The organism is Paenibacillus sp. FSL P2-0322, assembly GCF_037975315.1.
In the GTDB taxonomy this organism is placed as follows: Bacteria; Bacillota; Bacilli; order Paenibacillales; family Paenibacillaceae; genus Paenibacillus; species Paenibacillus polymyxa_B.
Map to the genome: position 1 here is coordinate 5205278 of NZ_CP150243.1, position 20210 is coordinate 5225487.

At 45.9% G+C, this 20210-nt stretch carries 17 protein-coding genes; 3 read left to right on the forward strand and 14 right to left on the reverse strand.

Features of this window, described 5'->3' with window-relative positions:
• Position 1 precedes the first annotated feature (1 nt).
• The 9 genes from MKY24_RS23140 to MKY24_RS23180 all read right to left on the reverse strand — a co-directional run bounded on the left by MKY24_RS23140 (position 2) and on the right by MKY24_RS23180 (position 8166).
• The gene (locus MKY24_RS23140; protein ID WP_053326145.1) at positions 2 to 1006 is read right to left on the reverse strand and encodes a dipeptide ABC transporter ATP-binding protein; all 1005 of its coding nucleotides are present in this window, start codon (positions 1004 to 1006) and stop codon (positions 2 to 4) included.
• Positions 1003 to 1980 carry an ABC transporter ATP-binding protein gene (locus tag MKY24_RS23145; protein ID WP_023990421.1) on the reverse strand — a complete coding sequence of 326 codons (978 nt, stop codon included), beginning with the start codon at positions 1978 to 1980 and terminating at the stop codon, positions 1003 to 1005. Before MKY24_RS23145 ends, MKY24_RS23140 begins: the two co-directional genes overlap by 4 nt.
• 23 nt (positions 1981 to 2003) lie before the next feature.
• Positions 2004 to 2936, reverse strand: a complete 933-nt coding sequence (locus MKY24_RS23150; protein WP_023990422.1) for an ABC transporter permease — start codon at positions 2934 to 2936, stop codon at positions 2004 to 2006.
• A 17-nt stretch (positions 2937 to 2953) separates the two neighbouring features.
• Complete coding sequence (locus tag MKY24_RS23155) at positions 2954 to 3871, reverse strand: ABC transporter permease (RefSeq protein ID WP_023990423.1); 918 nt, start codon at positions 3869 to 3871, stop codon at positions 2954 to 2956.
• An 85-nt stretch (positions 3872 to 3956) separates the two neighbouring features.
• The gene (locus tag MKY24_RS23160; RefSeq protein WP_339200962.1) at positions 3957 to 5504 is read right to left on the reverse strand and encodes an ABC transporter substrate-binding protein; all 1548 of its coding nucleotides are present in this window, start codon (positions 5502 to 5504) and stop codon (positions 3957 to 3959) included.
• Positions 5505 to 5573: 69 nt separating this feature from the next.
• Positions 5574 to 6758: a M20 family metallopeptidase gene (locus MKY24_RS23165; RefSeq protein WP_076295685.1), complete on the reverse strand. Its 1185-nt coding sequence runs from the start codon at positions 6756 to 6758 to the stop codon at positions 5574 to 5576.
• A gap of 48 nt (positions 6759 to 6806) precedes the next feature.
• A complete protein-coding gene (locus MKY24_RS23170; protein WP_076161023.1) occupies positions 6807 to 7532 on the reverse strand; it encodes an FCD domain-containing protein in 726 nt (241 codons plus the stop codon).
• Positions 7533 to 7781: 249 nt separating this feature from the next.
• A complete protein-coding gene (locus MKY24_RS23175) occupies positions 7782 to 7952 on the reverse strand; it encodes a hypothetical protein (protein WP_007432293.1) in 171 nt (56 codons plus the stop codon).
• A 19-nt stretch (positions 7953 to 7971) separates the two neighbouring features.
• Positions 7972 to 8166, reverse strand: a complete 195-nt coding sequence (locus MKY24_RS23180; RefSeq protein WP_279835103.1) for an H-type small acid-soluble spore protein — start codon at positions 8164 to 8166, stop codon at positions 7972 to 7974.
• Positions 8167 to 8365: 199 nt separating this feature from the next.
• On the opposite strand from MKY24_RS23180, the gene MKY24_RS23185 reads away from it, so the two are divergent.
• Positions 8366 to 9553: a macrolide family glycosyltransferase gene (locus MKY24_RS23185; RefSeq protein WP_339200964.1), complete on the forward strand. Its 1188-nt coding sequence runs from the start codon at positions 8366 to 8368 to the stop codon at positions 9551 to 9553.
• Positions 9554 to 9628: 75 nt separating this feature from the next.
• Here MKY24_RS23185 and MKY24_RS23190 read toward each other — a convergent pair whose 3' ends face one another.
• The 5 genes from MKY24_RS23190 to MKY24_RS23210 all read right to left on the reverse strand — a co-directional run bounded on the left by MKY24_RS23190 (position 9629) and on the right by MKY24_RS23210 (position 15366).
• Positions 9629 to 11044, reverse strand: coding sequence for a glycoside hydrolase family 32 protein (locus MKY24_RS23190; protein WP_068938299.1), 1416 nt, complete (start codon positions 11042 to 11044; stop codon positions 9629 to 9631).
• Positions 11045 to 11127: 83 nt separating this feature from the next.
• Positions 11128 to 11955: a carbohydrate ABC transporter permease gene (locus MKY24_RS23195; RefSeq protein ID WP_068938300.1), complete on the reverse strand. Its 828-nt coding sequence runs from the start codon at positions 11953 to 11955 to the stop codon at positions 11128 to 11130.
• Positions 11955 to 12839, reverse strand: coding sequence for a sugar ABC transporter permease (locus MKY24_RS23200; protein ID WP_028541756.1), 885 nt, complete (start codon positions 12837 to 12839; stop codon positions 11955 to 11957). Before MKY24_RS23200 ends, MKY24_RS23195 begins: the two co-directional genes overlap by 1 nt.
• 59 nt (positions 12840 to 12898) lie before the next feature.
• Positions 12899 to 14224 carry an ABC transporter substrate-binding protein gene (locus MKY24_RS23205; protein WP_069080152.1) on the reverse strand — a complete coding sequence of 442 codons (1326 nt, stop codon included), beginning with the start codon at positions 14222 to 14224 and terminating at the stop codon, positions 12899 to 12901.
• 164 nt (positions 14225 to 14388) lie between these two features.
• Positions 14389 to 15366, reverse strand: coding sequence for a LacI family DNA-binding transcriptional regulator (locus MKY24_RS23210; protein WP_023990435.1), 978 nt, complete (start codon positions 15364 to 15366; stop codon positions 14389 to 14391).
• A 499-nt stretch (positions 15367 to 15865) separates the two neighbouring features.
• Here MKY24_RS23210 and MKY24_RS23215 point away from each other — a divergent pair, with 499 nt between their 5' ends.
• Positions 15866 to 16579, forward strand: a complete 714-nt coding sequence (locus MKY24_RS23215; RefSeq protein WP_023990437.1) for a glycoside hydrolase family 16 protein — start codon at positions 15866 to 15868, stop codon at positions 16577 to 16579.
• Positions 16580 to 17347: 768 nt separating this feature from the next.
• Positions 17348 to 20197, forward strand: a complete 2850-nt coding sequence (locus tag MKY24_RS23220) for an alpha-amylase family glycosyl hydrolase (protein WP_339200967.1) — start codon at positions 17348 to 17350, stop codon at positions 20195 to 20197.
• The last annotated feature ends 13 nt before the right edge of the window (positions 20198 to 20210 follow it).

Consider the following 20210-nt stretch of genomic DNA (forward strand, 5'->3'; position numbering starts at 1 on the left):
TCTATTCGTGAGCCACCTGCTCATGCAGGGGAAAATGACAGGCAGCAATATGTCCTGGAGTATGCTCTTCGAGCAATGGACTCTGTAGTCGGCATATCTCTTGTGCATAGGGGCAACGCGTGTGAAAAGTACAGCCCGAAGGCGGATTGGCAGGATTGGGGATTTCCCCCGTCAATGTGATCCGTTCTTTACGCAGCCTCGGATCAGGAACAGGCACTGCCTCAAGCAATGCTTTTGTATACGGATGTTGCGGTCTTGCAAACAACTCGTCACGATCTGCAAGCTCCACGATTTTGCCCAAGTACATCACCGCGATGCGGTCGCTAATATGCTTGACGGAGGGCAACCCGTGGGCAATAAAAATGTAGGTAAGCTGGAACTGCTGCTGAAGCTCCTTTAACAAATTCAAAATCTGAGCCTGAATTGACACATCCAGCGCGGATACAGGTTCATCACAAACAATGAGCTTCGGTTTCATAGCCAGTGCTCTCGCTATGCCAATCCGTTGACGCTGCCCGCCACTGAATTCATGGGGATGCCGATCCGCTAAATGCGCGCCTAACCCTACCGTTTCCAACAGTCGAAAAACTTCAGCTTTAAGCTCCTTGCCTCTAGCAATCCCGTGTACCTGCAGCGGTTCCGCGACGATATCAAAAACCTTCATTCTTGGATTTAAAGAGGAATACGGGTCTTGAAATACAAATTGTAAATCTCGTCTGACTTTACGGACTTCTTCGTCTGTTAAATCAGACAGGCTTTGCCCTTGAAAACGAATTTCGCCTGCCGTGGGTTCTAATAGTTGTGTAATCATTTGTCCTGTTGTTGATTTGCCACACCCTGATTCCCCTACAATACCTAAGGTTTCTCCTGGCATCACCTTAAAGCTCAAATCATCAACCGCCCGTACATAACCGCTCTTTCTGGAAAACCAGCCCTTGTTCATCGGAAAATATTTCTTAAGCCCATTCACTTCGAGAAGCGGTGTTTTCTGTGCTGTCTCGTTCATACTGACACCTCCTCCATCCGTAAACATCTGACATAGTGTCCTGGATTCTTGGCCTGTATTTCAGGATGAATCCTTGTGCACTGTTCCTGGGCATAAGGACAGCGGGGATGAAATGGACAACCACTCGGCATCTGCATCATATTAGGAACGGTACCGGGAATGGAATCCAGCCATTCCCTCTGTTCCGTAAGCTTAGGGAGTGATCCTAGCAGTCCGATCGTATAGGGATGGCCCGGCTTTTCGAACAATTCAAATACGTCCGCTTCCTCGACTACTTCCCCGGCATACATCACGACTACCCGGTCAGCCATTTCCGCGACGACACCTAAATCGTGGGTAATAAGAATGATGCCTGTATTCTCTTCCTTGCTCAGCTTGTGGATTAAATTCAAAATTTGAGCCTGTATCGTTACATCCAGGGCCGTCGTCGGCTCATCAGCGATGAGCAGTTTTGGCTGGCAGGCCAAGGCCATTGCGATCATCACCCGCTGACGCATTCCTCCCGACAACTGATGTGGGAAATAACCTACCACTTTCGACGCGCCAGGTATACCTACCCTTTCCAGCATCTCTATACTTTTCTGCCGTGCTTCGGGTTTGCTCAGCTTCTGATGCTGCCGGATGACCTCACTGATTTGGTTGCCAATCGTAAATACAGGATTCAACGAACTCATTGGCTCCTGAAAAATCATGGATACCTCGTTTCCCCGATATTTGCGCATTTCTCCCTTGGACAATTGGAGCAAGTCTCGTCCTTCAAGCAGAATCTCCCCGCCCACGACTTTACCTGGTGCTGCCACTAAACCCATAATAGACAAGGAGGTTACACTTTTACCGGAACCGGATTCTCCAACAATAGCTACTGTTTCGCCTGGATTCACAGTGAAGCTGACACCGTTGACCGAAGGAACGATGCCATCCTCCGTTTTAAAGTAGGTTTTCAAATGATTCACTTCAAGCAATCTCGTGGTCATCTTTTCCGATCCCCCGCTTTCTGTTATTCTTTCGCTTTCATATGGGGATCTAAGACGTCGCGAAGCCAGTCACCGAGAAAAATGACGCCCAGGACTGTGATGGTAATCGCCAGACCGGGAAACGTTGCCACCCACCAGCTCGTGGCTATATACTGCCTCCCATCGCTCAGCATGCCACCCCAGGACACTGCTGGCGGTGTAATCCCTAACCCGAGAAAACTAAGAGAAGCTTCCATAATAATCGTCGTTGCTACATTCATACCGGAAATGACGATAAACGAAGACAGGACATTTGGTAAAATGTGCTTCAACAAAATCCTACTATTTTTAGAGCCAATCGCCTTGGCTGCTTTAACAAAGTCTCGTTCCTTGATACTCAATACCTCGCCCCGGACAACTCTCGTATAAGAAACCCAATTTGTAACGCCAATGACGAAAATGAGCGTGGTCATGCCAGGCCCTACAACGGCCAAGACAACCAGCATCAGCAGAATAGCCGGAATAGCCAAAAAGGCGTCGGCAACTCTCATTATGGTGGCATCCACCCATTTACCATAAAACCCGGCGAGGAGGCCGAGGATTGCGCCAATGGTGCCTGAGACCAGAACTGCACCAATACCGACGATAAGCGAAACTCTCGCTCCATATACGATACGACTCCACATATCTCGTCCTAGGTTATCTGTACCAAGCCAATGTTTCGGCAATCCACCATCCAGCCACATAGGCGGCTTCAGACGGTTAAGCGGGTCAATTTCCGCAGGATTGTGACTGGCCAGCATAGGGGCACATAATGCCGTTAAACTAACGAGCAGTAAGATTACTGCGCCGACTGTTCCGGTTTTACTTCGTAACAGTTGCTTCCATATGCGTCCGATACCGGACGGTTGTGTCTGCTTTTTGCCATCCAGGTTTAGATCTGGACCAAGGGCTTGTACATCATGAATGCCTGCCACGCTTCCCCCTCCCCTCTCTAGTTGTATTTAATCCTTGGATCAAGCAGTCGGTAAACGACATCGGTTAAAATATTGCTGACCACCACAATAAAGGCAATCACAAATACAGCAGCCTGAACGATAGCCATGTCGTGCGTATTCACAGCGACGACAAGTAACTGTCCCAAACCCGGCCATGCAAATACCGTCTCTGTAATCAGTGTGCCTCCGATCAAGCTCGTAAATTGCAAGCTCATAATCGTAACGACCGGAATCAATCCATTACGGAAAGCGTGTTTTCCGATAACCACGATTTCTAGAATCCCTTTACTTCGGGCTGTTCGAATATAGTCCTGATTCAAAATGTCCAGCATACTGGAGCGAATGAGTCGGGTCATCTGTGCAGAAAGGCCGACACCCAGTGTAAAGGCCGGGAGTATTAAATGATCCATCCCGCCCCGGCCGGACACCGGAAGCATCCCTAACATGACGGAAAATAATAAGATGAGCATAATCCCCATCCAAAAGTTAGGCATGGCCTTGCCGACTACGGATAAACTGGAAATGATTAAATCGGTAAAGGTATTCCGTTTGACTGCTGAGATGACGCCCAACGGCACAGCAATGATGACCGCAAAAATCATGGCGGCTACTGCCAATTCAAAACTGGCAGGCAGCCGTTCCAATACTAACGGCAAAGCCGATTCACCATAGCGAAACGAGGTACCAAAATCTCCTTGTAAGGCACTGCCAATAAATTTAATGTATTGCGTATATAAGGGCTGATCTAGCCCCAGCGCCTGCGTTAACACTGCACGATCCTCAGCTGTAGCGGTCTCCGGCAGCATAAGGGCCACAGGGTCCCCGGTTACCCTCACCAGGATGAATACAATAAGGGAGACAATCAACAGTACAGGGATAACCTGAAGCAGTGATTTAGCGATATACGTTTTCAATCTGTCACCTCCGTAACCAGCAGGCTTTTTTTAAAAGGACGGGCAGGAACCTTCATTGAGGTCCCCGCCCGTTCATTTCTCTTCTTTATTTAGCAGGTGTAATATCCTGTGCATAGAACATCTCATCGCTTCTCGGTTGGAAATTCACACCGTTACCGGTGCCATAAATCCCTTCCATTTGGAACAGATATACGGCTGGACGATCTTCAGCCAAAATCTGTTGCACATGCTGATACTCCTTTTCACGCGAGGCTGTATCCAGATTCGTCAGCGCATGCTGCAGCAGCTTCTCTACCTTCGGATTGTTATAATCCGTTTCGCCTTTTGCCTCTTCTACCAGATAGCGATTATAGTTGTTGGAAGCATCAAATAGAGAATTACCAATGCCGATCATAAACATTTCTTTGAAAGATTTGGAACTGTAACGCTCACTGAAAGCACTTGGCTCCAGCACGTCCAATTTAATGTTGAATCCTTCTTTATTTAACATGGCGGCTACGACCTCGGCATACTCTTTGTATATTGAGGATACTGAAAGGGTCAATGTCGGGCCTGCGCCAGCATAACCGGCCTGCTTCAGCAGTTCCTTAGCTTTAGCCGGATCATATAATGTTTTCTCATATAAGGAAGGATCGGCACCAAAGTTGCCTGGTGTAACCGAAGTACGGGTTACAATCCCGGCACCGCCTGCGATGCTGTCTACGATTCCTTTTTTATCAATCGCGAGATCTATCGCTTCTCTCACTTTGGAGTCAGCCGTAACACTGCCCTGACTTTGACGTAAAATCAATTGCAGCACACGCTGGATCGGAGCCTTAACGATTTTTTTACCCTCTTCGCCTTGAACACGTTCTATATCCGTGGAAGGGATACCAGATGCAATGTCAATCGAGCCTGCGAGCAGTTCAGATACACGCGTAGAGGCTTCTGGAATGGAGCGAAAAACAACTTGATCCCATTTGGGCTGACCTTCGTAATACTTATCGTTTTTAACGAGTACCACCCGGTCATCCTTGATCCATTGGCTAAATTTATAAGGGCCCGTACCTATCGGATTTTTAAGGAATGCCTCTATCCCATTTTTCTCAATATACTTGGAAGGTAAGATGCCAGCTCCCATTTTGGATAAACGATTCAACAGCAACGGATCAGGTCCATCGGTGATGATGTCTGCCGTATGTTCATCTACCACTTTCACTTCTTTGATATTTTTAAAGTAGGAATTTTGTTTGAGTGTGTTATCCTTTGCTACTCTTTCTATCGTGTACTTCACATCTTCGGCTGTGAATGGATCACCGTTATGGAAGGTTACCCCTTCGCGCAGATGAAAACGCCAAGTGGTATCATCTACCTTTTCCCAGGAAGTAGCGAGTCCAGGTACTTTCTTTTGCTGACTATCATTTTTCAATAAGTAGTCAAATACGTTAACCAGAACAGCTTCACTCGCCGTATTGTTATTGTTATGTGGATCAAAACTTTCAATATCCGTAGCATTAGCAATTGTCAGTACTTTACTGTCGGTCGATGTTGCGCTGTCTTTACTACCGCCCGTGGATTGGGTACCGCAACCCGCCAGGATCATCGCAGCAATCAGTAACGTAATCCCGCCTCTAAACCACTTATGTCTATTCATCTTGTCCACTCCACTCCATTAAGGTTGTATATTGCCACACAGCTGCATTTGAGCGTCTTAATCCCAATTTTATGTTGTCTTCAAAAAATTCAGCGCGATGGCCGACATCATGGCTACCCCATAAGGCAGTACCATTTCATCTAAATCAAATCTGGGATGATGTAATGGATAGCTAGTATCTTCATCACCTCTCCCACATCCCAGCCGGAAAAACACGCCGGGTACCTGCTCACAATAAAAAGCGAAATCCTCCCCGCCTGTTGACGGTTTGATGTAGTCCCACTCCTTGGAGCCAAACAATTGCTCACTCGTTTCCGTCATCAGATCGACCATATCCGGGTCGTTCTGCACAACCGGGTAGCCCTGCTGATAACTCAGCTCATATCCAGCCCCGAACGACTCACACACCCCACGGACCACCTGTTCGATCAGCTCAGGCATCCGGTTACGCAGTTCCGCAGATAGGGTACGCACGGTACCGATCATCTCTACTTCCGGTGCAATGGCCGCTCCCATATAACCGCCACTAATTTTGCCAATCGTAATGACCATGGTTTCAAGGGGATCAACCATACGACTTGGAATGTTTTGCAGGGCAGAAATAACCTGCGCGGACACGGCAATGGCGTCTATTCCCTCGTGTGGACGGGCAGCATGACCGCCTTTGCCTAGAATCTTAATCGTTAAGCTATCTGCCGATGCAAAAGCGACCCCTTTGCTGACCCCCAGTGTTCCTGTCTTCAGACCCGGGAACATATGTAGTCCTGCCATCGCATCCACTTTTGGATTCTCCAATACACCGTCATCGATCATAGCCTTGGCCCCTGCCAAACCTTCTTCAGCCGGCTGAAAGACAAATTTGATATTTCCTCTTTCAGGTCGCTCCAAATGAGCAAGTAACTGTGCAGTTCCCATCAGTATGGCTGTATGGGCATCATGCCCACATAAATGGGCCTTACCTGGGATCTCCGAACGATAGGGGACCGTTTTTTGATCCTGAATCGGTAATGCATCCATATCTGCCCTTAGACCGATGGTAGGCCCTGGGCTTTTTCCCCGTAACAGAGCCACAACCCCGGTTTTCCCTACCTGGGTTGTCACCTCCAACCCGAGACTACGCAAGTGCTCGGCTACAATGCCCGATGTTCGAATCTCTTCATAACCCGTTTCAGGATGGCGATGAAAATCTCTTCGCCATGTGATCAATTGCTCTTGAAGTGGTCTAGATAAAGCCAAAAGCTCGTGTATGTTCATGTTTTCACCCTCCCCACTCGAATCGTATTCTTTTTCTGTATGATATCGTTAGCCTTTTGCAACCACTCTTGCATAAATGGCATCTGCGGAATGTCCGATATGATGCTTCATCATTTCCCGCGACTTCTCAGCATCTCGTGCCCGAAGTGCACTCAAAATTTCTGTATGGACGTCGTAATTCACCATCCGAATCTGATCATCATAGGGCATGAGATCAAGTGCCGGGTTAATCTTGGTACGAATCTGCCTAACCGCATCTTCACAAAATGGATTGCCAGATGCTTTGGCAATGGCCAGATGGAATTTAACATCCAAGGCCCGAAACCATTCTCGGGTACAGTCCGCTTCAATGCTCTGTTCCAGGTAATGCTGAAGCAGGTCCAGTTCATCCGTGGTGATCCGCGCAGCCGCTAAAAAAGCACCCTCTGGCTCCACAATCATCCGATATTCAAAGACCTTCAGCATGTGCTCCCAATCTTTTGCAATTTCTTCCCGGGTACGTTTATGAGAGTTTGCTGTCACTGGAAGAACAAAGGTCCCTCCCTTGGCACCTACTCTCTTCTCAATGAGTCCCTTGGATTCCAATTGAGATAACGCCTCACGAACTGTAATTCTACTGGCATTAAATATTTCTGCGAGTTCCCGTTCTGTCGGTAGTTGCTCCTCGCTAAGCAATTCCTTTAAAATAATAGCCTCTTCCAACTGCTCTCTAATAAAATCACTCACTTTTTTAGCTGATACTTTTTCAAAGCGCAGAGGAGTTTGGATTAACATATGAACACTCCGATCATAAATCTTTAAGGTCTAAACCTTATACCATTGTGAAAAACAAAAAAATATAAATCTGTTGTTATCATAATACCTAGTAAACCTATATGCAATACTTTTTTTTAAAAAAATATTATGATGCTTTCGAAACAATAAAAAGAAGCAGTCCCTTACAGAGCTGCTAAATCTTTGGTTATCCTTATGCATCATATAAAAAGCACGCAACAGGTTATCCTGTGCGCGCTCGGCCATTCTCTATTTCTCCTCCAACTCATCCGGTACATCGTATTTATTGATATGTGAGGTCATTGCTGCAACTGCTTCGCTGGCATCCGTCGTGGCCGGCACTTCTCTAACCACATCATCCGTCTGGTCACGAAAATTCAAACGGTCTGCCTCGACTACTTTCTGTTGATTTGGTTTCATTTTTCATATCGCTCCTTTCTTATTCCAGTACCTGATCTCGTTCTGTTAACGTGTACAAAGGTACTTCCCGTTCCTCTTCTGGATTGCTCAGCGCATAAATGCGTGCCGTCTCACTCTGCTCGTTCACATGCTGAATATAAATGGGTAACCCATCACACAACACATTCGCCATTATGGAAGAGGACGCTATTTCTTGCGCTCTTTGAACATTCATTTAGAAAAAACCTCCCTTGCTAAGTAGAGTTCCCCCTTACTATGCACGAGGTAAATATTTGTTATACACATTTCATGCCAACATGTGTTTTATGATCATGAAAGGATATCATTTGAAAAAATAAATATTATTGTTATTATGGATTGAGAGATTCAGTGAAAACTGCGATCTTAATTGTAGAGAAAAGGAGTAATGATGAATGTTAAACATATTAATGGTTAACTTTCCGGCAGAAGGACATGTAAACCCTACGATCGGGATGACGCAAGCCTTTGCAGCACGAGGGGACCAAGTACATTACATTACAACTGAGAAATACAAGGACAGACTCGAAGCCGTTGGAGCAACGGTTCACCTGCATACCGATCTGATCAGGACTGCTTCTATTGATTCCAGTACTCCGGCTGGGTTGAGTGCATTTATGAATATTCATATTCAGACTTCGATGGACATATTAGCAATCACTAAGCAACTGTCTGAAAGCACTGATTTTGACTTTGTATTCTATGATCGATTCGGAGCTGGCGAGTTAGTTAGAGACTATTTGAAAATCCCTGGTATTGCTTCCTCCCCATCTTTTCTGATTTCGCAGAATCGGATGGCTACCAATCTCTTTCGCTCTAATGGAAATGAGCCGTTTCAACTTGATGAACAGGCCACGACCTCACTACATCTCATGAAAGAAAGATTCGGTGTTGCTCCCAAAGATATGGTTCAATTTATGAACAATACAGGGGCTCTAAACGTTGTATACACCAGCCGATATTTCCAACCAGACGCTGACAGCTTTGGTGAAGAGAATCTCTTTATTGGTCCCAGCTTCCCAGAACGCAAAGGGGAAAATTCATTTCCTTTGGACGCACTACAAGATAAAAAAGTTCTGTATATTTCGATGGGAACGGTTTTGGATCATGTTGAGGACTTTTTCAACACCTGTATTGAAGCTTTTTCCGATTTTGAAGGTATCATCGTGATTGCAGCTGGCGAGAAAGCTGACTTTACGAAAATCAATCCAGCCCCAGAGCACTTTATCATCTCGCCCTATGTTCCCCAATTGGAGGTACTACGTCATTCAGATGTATTTATTACTCATGGTGGAATGAACAGTGTGAATGAAGGGATTCACTTTAATGTACCCTTGGTTGTACTGCCTCAGGACAAGGATCAGCCCATGGTCGCGCAGCGGTTAACAGAACTTCAGGCTGGCTATCGAATAACCAAAGACCAAATCAATGTCCAATCGTTAAGAGATGCCGTAGATGAGGTAATGTCGAACGCGGCGTATAAAGAGGGCGTACAAAAAATAAATGATAGCTTCCAGCAATCTGGCGGTACAGAAGAAGCCCTCGCAAAAATTGATGCCTATCTTCAAGATAAGCTTGTGTAAATCACACGATTACAATTCTACAAAAAACAGGAGCCCTGACCATCAATGGTCGGGTTCCTGTTTGTCATGCATTTCCTATGTGGATATATCCCACTTCTGGAACGAAGCAATCGTACACTTTCCGCTCGCGAACGCTCGAATGCCCGTAGATTCCACTCCCGGATACACTCTTCCTGTGAGGACGTATTCACCATCGCCGATGAATATTTCCACCGAGCTTTTATCGACAAAAACCCGAAGCTCCAGACGGCCCTCGTTTAAGCCCACAGGCACTCTTCTCTCCCCGCCTGGGCCTATACCGGCACGTTCTCGGTTGAAACGGAACAGACCGTCATCGGGACGGTACGACAGTACAGTCTCCTCTTCACTACCCACCCGCAGTTTCAAACCGAATTCATCGGTGTTACTGGCCTCAAACTCAAATACGACCTTCAGTTCGTAGCTATCTCCACGCGCGTCCATAATCTGCTCACCTGTCAGTAAGATATCCCGCTGCTCGAACAGATTGCATCGGTAATTCTTTACCTCTTCAAGCGGACGGAACAGCAGCCTGGCGCCGTCGATAACCACTTCCCGCGGAAGACTCATCGCCCCAGCCCAATGGTGCCCCTGCTGGGTCGGCATCTCCGACTCCCACATATCCATCCATCCGATGACGATACGCCGCCCTTTATCATCCAAGGTTGACTGTGGGGCATAGAAATCGAATCCGTGATCCACCTGAGCATACCGCTCTGCCGTAAATGTTCCTTCAACGGAATTGAAATCACCTATACCGTACATGGTGGAATGCAGATTGCGGTAAGCCTCCCCCTGTGCAGGCATGCGCTGCGGGGACAGCATAAATACGTGCCGACCACCGAGCGGGAACAGATCCGGGCATTCCCAATTATCGCCAAAGCGTCCGTCACTCACGGCTAGTACATTGACATACGTCCAGCTTTTCAGGTCTTCAGAACGGTAAAGCAGTACAAGTCCGTTCCCTTTCGCATCATTAGAACCGAGAACGGCGTAATATTGACCTTCGTGTCTGAACACCTTAGGGTCACGGAAGTCTTTACGGCTGATCGTGTCCGGTATGGCGTCATAACCGATGACCGGGTTGCCCTCCCACTTTTCGAACGTTACTCCGTCTTCTGATACTGCGATTCCCTGCGACTGCTTGTAATCCTGATCTTTGTCAGGCCCGGTTACAACATGTCCGGTATACATCAGGACAAGCTTCCCGTCCTGCTCAATCGCACTGCCGGAGAAGCAGCCATCCTGGTCGAACTCACCGTCCGGTGCCAAAGCGATCGGCAGATAATCCCACTTCATAAGATCGCGGCTGACTGCATGTCCCCAGTGCATCGGTCCCCATACTGATTTATACGGGTAATGCTGATAGAACAAGTGATACTGCCCGTTATATTGAATGAAGCCGTTCGGATCGTTCATCCAGCCGAATTCAGCCATTAAGTGGTAGTTCAGGCGATAATCCGGCCGAAGCATATGCTTCGATTGGGAAATAAATTGATCTGCACGCTCTCTCGTATACGCTTTAGTTTGTTTGATAAAGCATCCTTCCCCTGCAGTTATTTAATCGAACCTTGCATAACACCCTGAATAATATACTTCTGGGCGAACAGATAGATGATAATGATCGGAAATATCGTCAGTACCAAACTTGCCATCAATGGACCATAATCCACTGTATAGGTTCCATAAAAGTTGTACGTGGACAATGGAAGTGTCCTTTGCTCCGGATCGACCAGAATGAGGGAAGGCAGCAGAAAATCATTCCAGATCCACAGCACATTAAGAATGGAAATGGTGGCCGTCGTGGGCATCAGTACCGGAAACACGATCCGGAAGAATGTCTGAAACCGCGTGCATCCGTCAATTAGCGCCGCTTCCTCCAGTTCCTTTGGAATACTCTTTACAAAACCATGATAAATGAAGACGGCCAGCGAGCTGCCAAAACCGATATACATATAAATCAGCGACCACTTACTGTTCAGCAAATCAAGGGACCCGTAGATTTTCACCAATGGAATCATGATAGCCTGGAATGGAATGATCATGGATGCAACCATCAACATAAATATATATTGGTTGAACTTGGTATTGTTTCTGACAAAATAATGAGCCGTCATCGCCGCGAACAGTGAGATAAACAGAACACTTAACACCGTTATGACCAATGAGTTGGTGAAGGCAGCGATGTAATTCATTTTATCGAATGCATTCATATAATTGACCATACTGAAGCTCTCTGGAAGCGATAACGGATTTGAGGTGATGGCCATGTTTTCCTTGAACGAATTGATCAGCAGAAAGACGAACGGTACGATGAACAATATGAGTATGACTGTCAACACAATGAATTTGATCACGGAGGAAGCAACTCTTTTTCTTGTCATTACGCCTCCACCTCCAACTTCTTGCTAAAATAAACCTGAAGCAGAGTGATGAGAGCAACCATCAGGAACAACACGAATGCTTCTGCCTGCCCCACACCATAATCACGGGAAAGGAATGCCTTTTCATACACATGCATCGACACCATTTGAGTACTGCTGAACGGCCCACCTTTCGTGAGCGCAAGGTTCACGTCATAGACCATAAAACCGCGCTGCAGGGACAAAAATATACATACGATGAAAGAAGGAACCATCAAGGGCAGCACCATTTTCCGCAGTCTGGTCCAGCTGTTCGCCCCATCAATGCTTGCGGCCTCCATAATATCATTCGGCACACCCGTCAATCCCGCGATGTAAATGACCATCATGTAACCCGCGTTCTGCCACACGGTTACAATCACGAGTGCCCAGAACGCTTTGTCGGGATCAGCCAGCCAAGTCGTGCTGAGCGACTGTATGCTGGCATGTTGTCCCAAATAGACAAGCACGTTGTTGAATATAAACTGCCATATAAAACCGAGTACAATGCCGCCGACAAGGTTGGGCAGGAAAAATCCCGCCCGGAAAATACTCTGTCCTTTTAACCCTTTTGTCAGCACATAAGCCAGCATAAAAGCGATCACATTGATAAGAACAACGGTATAAAACACATACTTAAGCGTCAAGCCGAACGATTTCCAAAACTCAATATCTCTAAAAACAGCCAGATAGTTTTGGATGCCAACCAGCGATAGTGTGGTGGAAATACCATCCCAGTTTGTGAACGTCAGATAGATGCCGTACAAAAATGGAATGATCATTACTGTTATGAAGGCAAACAAGGTTGGTCCGGTAAACAGCAGCCGCGTCCGCAGCCGATTCCATACTCCTTTTTCCGCAATCATGATGATCCCTCTCTTTGTCCCTGATTTCTCTCTCTATTCCGGGTAATTTGAAAACAACCTTATTTTGCGGTCTTCCAGTAGTTTTCGATTTCTTTAACCAGTGTTGCGCGATCACCCTGTTTCGCCAGATACTTTTGCATGGAAGATCCTGTCTTGGACCAGTGGTCGGCAGGCAGCATGCTCATCGACTGCTCTGACTTGCCTTTTGCGATATAATCCTGGATGGACTTGCCAAGCGGATTGGCCGCAGGCAGTGTAATATTTTTGAACGCCGGGATAATGTTTGCTTGGTTCACGAGGAAATCCTGGCCTTTCGCTTCATAGACGATCCAGTTCAGGAACTTCTTCGCCGCCTCTTGCTGTTCTGGAGTAGCCTTCTCCTTGTCAATAACAATGCGCTTGGATACAGCAGACGAAATCTCCTGATTGCCGTAGTCATCGGCATTGTTGCTGATTGGTACAGGCAGAAAACCATATTCTTTGTTAGCGGTATCAAAACTGTTGATTTGCGGCCATGCCCAGTTGCCCATGAACCAAATGCCAACTTCACCTTTGCCGAGCAGTTCCGGTCCGCGTTCATAAGTTCCTGCTAGCGGAGAAGCCTGATCGATATTGTATTTCATCATGACGTCGAATGTATCCATAAGTCCGTTAAATACAGGATTATTAGCCAAGTCCGCCTGGCCCGCTTTTAGTGACGCCATGAATTTGTCCACTTCAGCCATGTCTTTGTTCTGGCCTGCATAAGCAAGAGGCAAATAATGAGCGCCCAGGGACCAGTCCATTGATGAAATCACCAGTGCTTTCTTTCCGGATGTCTCGATTTGCTGAAACAGTTTTTCAAGGTCATTTCGGGTTTTAATTGTGGTGGGATCAAAGCTTCCGCCTACCGCTTTATCTACAACGGCTTTGTTGTAAATGAATCCGTAGCCTTCAACAGCCAGTGGAAACGCGTAATTTTTACCATCAAATGTCGTAGCAGTGGTAGCGTTTTCAACAGTGTCCGCATTCCACTTTTCCCCACTTAAATCGAGGATACGGTCCTTGAATTTCTCAACATCACCTGTATCTAGCATGATCATGGTCGGCGGGTTTCCTGATGCATACAATGCGGAGGCACGCTCAAAAGGAGAACCACCAGTCGGAACCGGCTGGATTTCAACAGTAATGCCCGGATTGTCTTTCTGGAACGCCTTAGCGGCTTCCTCCAGCTGTGGAAGGATTTCGCCTTTGGAGTTCAAAAGCGTAATTTTCACATTTTTTGAATCCCCTGATCCCCCTCCAGAAGCCGAATTACCTTCTCCTCCGGAGCCACTGCATGCAGACACCACCATAACCAAAAGAAGCAGCATTACCATCCATTGAACTCTTTTGAATTTCCTCATTGTTGTCATCCCCTTATTTATATAATGGCTCTGAACACTTAAATAAAACGCTTACAAACGGATTATATGTCAAAGGTTTAACTTGTGTCAATCGTTTGACATGTTGAATTTTTAACATGTACTAAAAAAAATCTGTTCCCCTTGTTAGAGGAACAGATTTTCATTCAGGTCGTTGCACGCTCAATTAGTTCAACAGGCAGCAGATTGACAGGTTGTACCTGCTCCCCTTCCGCCTGCCTGCGGATCAGCTCGACCGCCAGTCTGCCGATGTCTGCAATCGGCTGTCTTACCGATGTAAGTTCCGGCGTCAGCCAGGAAGCAACGCTTACATCATCGAAGCCTACAATGCGCACATTCTCTGGCACATGCCTTCCAGCGCGAATATATTCTTTCAGCGCAAAAGCGGCAATAATATCACTTGTTGCGAACACTCCATCCACATCGGGATGTTCATGAACGAGTTTTGAAATGATTCGCTCGTACTCCTTCTGGTCGAACACATTCAAGTCTGTTTGAACGATCACATGCTCGACACCATTCCTGCCCACGACATCCCGGAATGCTTTGGTCCGCTCATTGGATAGCATGTTCAGCTCCAGATTTCCGCAGATATGCGCAATTTTCTGACAGCCTTTGCGAATGAGCAGCTCCGTAGCCAGCTCGCCTCCGCGATAATTATCCGAGGATATGTAAGGAATATACGGGTCGATCTGCCTATCAAACGTCACGATCGGTGAATTCAAATGTCGGTACTCTTCTACTTCTAATGTATGGCTACCCATAATGATGCCATCCACCCGGTTCCGCTTCAACATATCGATATATACTTTTTCCTTCACGGGATCCATATGTGAATTGCACAGCAGGACCTTGCAGTCATGCTGATAGGCATAATACTCGACCTGATTGGCAAGCTCACCGAAGAAAGGATGCGAGACATTGGGAATAATAAGGCCAATAATATTGGACTGCTTACGTAGCAGAGATCGTGCTATTTCATTCGGTTGATAATTAAGCTCCTCCATTGCGTCAAACACTTTTTTGCGTGTAGTTTCGCTGATATATCCTCGGTTATTCATTACACGGGATACTGTAGTGACTGACACGCCCGCTTTTAATGCTACATCATGAATTGTCGCCATATTAACCTCTTCCCGCACAAAATAAATACATACAAACTATACTCTCTCCTCATCATTTCAACAACCTTACATAACGGAAGGCCTCAAAATGGCCGTAAATGTTAGGTGACTGAACTTTGCGAATCCAAAATTAAAGGTCACAATTGCTCTAAACCATAATGATAGCAAGGCCCCCTTAAAAAGGTCTTGCTATCTTTTCTTTAACCATCCTTCTTGGATTCAACTTCCCCGCCGGACGTAAAGGCTCTGGTTATCGGGGTGAGTAGCGTAGCGGCCCAGCGGTGCATTTTTAAACCACAACTTGATAAAATTTAGGTTTTTTTAAATTATGTTTCAAGCGTTAAGTTTGCTATAGTCTACGCCTCAATTTCAAGCTACAATGAAGATACCAAATATGGAAGCGTTTTATATTTTTTCGGTAAGCCGGTCAATACTTGAAATAATGTATCATTGTCAGCCGCTTCTTTCATGTTTGGTCAATCTTTTATGGAGGTGTAAAATGAAGAAGAAATCTTGGTTTACTTTACTGGCAACTGGAATTGTCTCTCTGTTTTTTTCAGTAAGCGTTTATGCGGGGAATGTTTTTTGGGAACCACTTAATGGTTTCAATTCTGGTGCATGGCAAAAAGCGGATGGATATTCCAATGGGAACATGTTTAATTGCACTTGGCGTGCCAATAATGTCAATTTTACGAACGATGGCAAAATGAAGCTTGGCTTAACAAGTTCTGCGTACAATAAATTTGATTGCGGAGAGTATCGATCGACGAACACTTACAGATACGGCTTATACGAGGTCAGCATGAAGCCGGCTAAAAATACAGGGATCGTATCTTCCTTTTTTACGTATACGGGACCTACTGATGGCACGCAATGGGATGAAATAGATATTGAATTTTTAGGCAAAGACACGACAAAAGTGCAATTCAACTATTATACAAACGGGGTCGGTGGTCACGAGAAGATTGTAGATCTGGGCTTCGATGCATCAAAAGGCTTTCACACCTATGCATTCGATTGGCAGCCAGGATACATTAAGTGGTATGTTGACGGGGTTCTAAAGCATACGGCAACTACAAACATACCAAGCACGCCAGGCAAGATTATGATGAATTTATGGAATGGCACTGGCGTTGACGACTGGCTAGGTTCGTATAATGGAGCGAATCCGCTATACGCTGAATATGATTGGGTAAAATACACGAGCAATTAGCCCATAGTACCAAAAGCAGCCCTGTAGTGGCTGTTTTTTTTGATGATGCATTCGGCCATGAATAAAATCGCTGGAAATCTATTCAAAGCTGGCGATCACCGATGCGCAGCTGAATATAATCAGGTATTTAATAAATCCCCTGTTTAACCCATATGTTTGCGGATGGTTAGCATTTTCCTGCTTCAATTACTTTAAAGATACCAATACAGGAAAGGGGTTATGTAACTCCAATCGGTTTATAACTCAGGAACCAACTTTAATGAAGGGAAGTCAGACAACAAGTATTACGTTTGAAGGAATCATCCCCGGTTCAGCTTCAAGTTCAAGCTTATATTGCTGTCCATTCCACCTTAGGATACTCACGCTCGCGTTTTCTATTTTCTTTCCTGACCATATACTGCTTATTGACATCTGCTTAGCGACTCGCTTTGATACATTAACATGTGCCTTTCAAGGCTTTTTGGACGTTGGCTTCAATTATGAACAGGCTAGCTTAGGTTTGAAATATGTCCCTAGCAATTCATTGACCAGTAAAAGTATGGATGATATAATCATAAAAGGAAAAAATCATTGGTATAGAGCCCTGTGTGAATGGGCTTTTCTCATATTTTATTTTGTAAGCGCGTACAATGATTATTTTCCATATATACCACGGAGGAGGCGATCAAAGAATCCATTTTATCAAAATAAATGTCTTCTTTTTTTTTTATTTTCAATGCAACCGGTTGCATTGTCTATTCCACTAAATATTATCAGGAGGTTGTTAACTTGCTAGGAAAAAAAACTGGGAGTTTTATTTCTTGGTTGATTATTTTGTCGCTTTGCTTCAACTTCTTCGGTTTACCCGGCGTAGCTTCGGCCAGTAGCACCGATTATACAGCCACCTACACGAATTCCACAGCGACTCCCCTTCCCTCTACAACCGCTTCGATCACGTCTACCGTTACCGCAACGTATGCACCTACCACAATACCTAAATCAACTCAAACTGGGTTAACGGTTCACTTTAAGAAACCTTCAAGCTGGAATTCAGCGATTCGAATCCATTACTGGAATCTGAATCCGACAACCGTTCCGATAAGCGGAGCGTGGCCGGGAATCCTGATGAAGTCGGATGGAAACGACTGGTACAGCTACACCATTGCCGAGGCCACAGGCTCAAGTCTCATCTTTAATGACGGTAGCGGCAAACAGACGGCCGACTTGTCCCGCAGTGTGAAAGAGGGCTGGTATTACACAGATAACACATGGTATGATACCAGCCCGGAAATGCCTAAAATTCCGGCGATTTCCGCCTCTCCTGTACCCAAAACATATGATTCGTCCCAATCGGTGACGCTTTCCAGCACCAACAGTGACGATAAGATTTACTATACGATAGACGGCTCGACACCTACGACATCCTCTACCTTGTATACCTCTCCAATCCAAGTTGCTTCCTCTTTGACCATTAAGGCCTTCGGTGTCAACTCAATCGGTCAAACTGGAAATGCATCCTCTTTCGCTTATATGATTGACCTGAATTCAGATCTGCAAGCTCCGACAATCACAGCGAATTTGCCTACCAGACATTCCGATTCCTCTGTGACTGTATCCTTCAACCTAAATGATAACAAGGCGGCAACGACCAAGGCATACTACACGGACGATGGTACGGAACCAACCATAAGCTCGAAAGTATATATCCTCGGCAACGCTATGGCCGGATTGACCGGACCGTCCATCCTTATCTCCAAGACCACGACATTAAAATTTCTCGTTATAGACGGCGCTGGCAATCAAACCAAACAAAGCTTTGTTTATAATATTGGAAATAAAGGTGATTTTCGGGAAGATACTATTTACTTCGTGATTACTTCCCGGTTCTATGACGGTGATTCGAGCAACAACATGCACGCATGGGATGATGCCAAGGCGCGTAATCCGGATTCGGACCCGGCTTGGAGAGGGGACTTTAAGGGGCTGATTCAAAAGCTCGATTATATCAAAGCCCTCGGATTCAGCGCCGTCTGGATTACACCTGTTGTGCAGAATGCCAGCGGTTATGATTATCATGGTTACCATGCAATAAATTTCGCCAAAGTAGACCCAAGATATGAATCGGCGGGAGCTTCTTACCAGGATTTGATCAATGCGGCCCATGCCAAAGGGCTGAAGGTTATTCAAGACATCGTTGTCAATCATACCGGTAATTTCGGTGAAGAGAATCTGTACCCCATGTTCAAGAAAGATCCGGCTAAACCGGATACGGCTAACAACTTGGTGAAAACTACGGATAAGCTGCCGTCAAACTATAATACTATGACACCCGATCAGCAGTATCAGGCAAGGCTCGCTTTAATGAAGAACGCGGAAACGAACAATAACATTTACCATACAGAGAAAAGTCTCTCCTGGGAATCCTATACTGTTCAAACTGGTCAGATAGCGGGAGATTGCGTGGATTTGAACACGGAAAACCCTGCAGTTAACAAATATTTAATTGATACCTACAATCACTATATAGACATGGGTGTTGACGCTTTCCGTGTCGATACGGTGAAGCATGTGAGCCGGTATATTTTCAATAAATACTATATTCCTGCCTGGAAGACAAGAGGCGGCTCGGATTTCTATATTTTTGGAGAAGTAGCCACCCGTTACAGAGATGTCTGGAACAGTGGAATTCCGGCGATCTCGACGCCATTCTATACTTGGAAAAGCTCGAAATCGTATCCGGGCGATGGAAAGAATGATTACGCCTCCAATAAAGTGTCGGTTGAACAAGAGTGGGCGGACAACTCTACTACAGCAGGACAGCCAACCTCGAACAATGCTCTCTTAAACGGAAATACCTATCATACGCCTGACTATTCAATGAAATCGGGCATGGATGTGATTGATTTTCCGATGCATTGGGCATTCAAGACCGCGCAGGAAGCATTCAATATGAGAAGTGGCGATCAATACTATAATGATGCTACCTGGAATGTAACCTATATCGACTCGCATGACTATGCGCCCGACCAGGCTCCGGAAAATCAAAGATTTGCGGGCACACAGGACACTTGGGCCGAGAATCTCGATCTGATGTTCACCTTCCGCGGAATACCCGCTATCTTCTATGGTTCCGAAATCGAATTCCAAAAGGGGGCTGTCATTGATCCGGGTCCAAACGCACCACTAAGCAAAACGGGACGGGCTTATTACGGCGATCACATGGAAGGCAGTGTTACAGTACAAGATTACGGCAAATACACAAATGCTACCGGCACACTTGCGGAATCGCTCAACCATCCTCTGGCAAAACATATCAGACAGCTTAATTTAATCAGAAGAGCTGTTCCCGCCTTGCAAAAAGGACAGTATTCCACAGAGAATGTAACGGGCAATCTGGCGTTTAAGAGAAGATATACCGACAGCGCCAAAGGCATTGACAGCTTTGCATTGGTCACGATTTCAGGAAACGCCACATTTACCGGAATTCCGAACGGAACCTATGTGGATGCGGTGACTGGTAATTCCAAAACCGTTACTGATGGCAAGATCAACCTGACATGCTCCGGCAAAGGAAACGCAAGGGTATATGTATTGAATGGCAGCGGTGGAATTGGAGAAACGGGAACCTATCTGAAGTAAACGGCAGTATGTC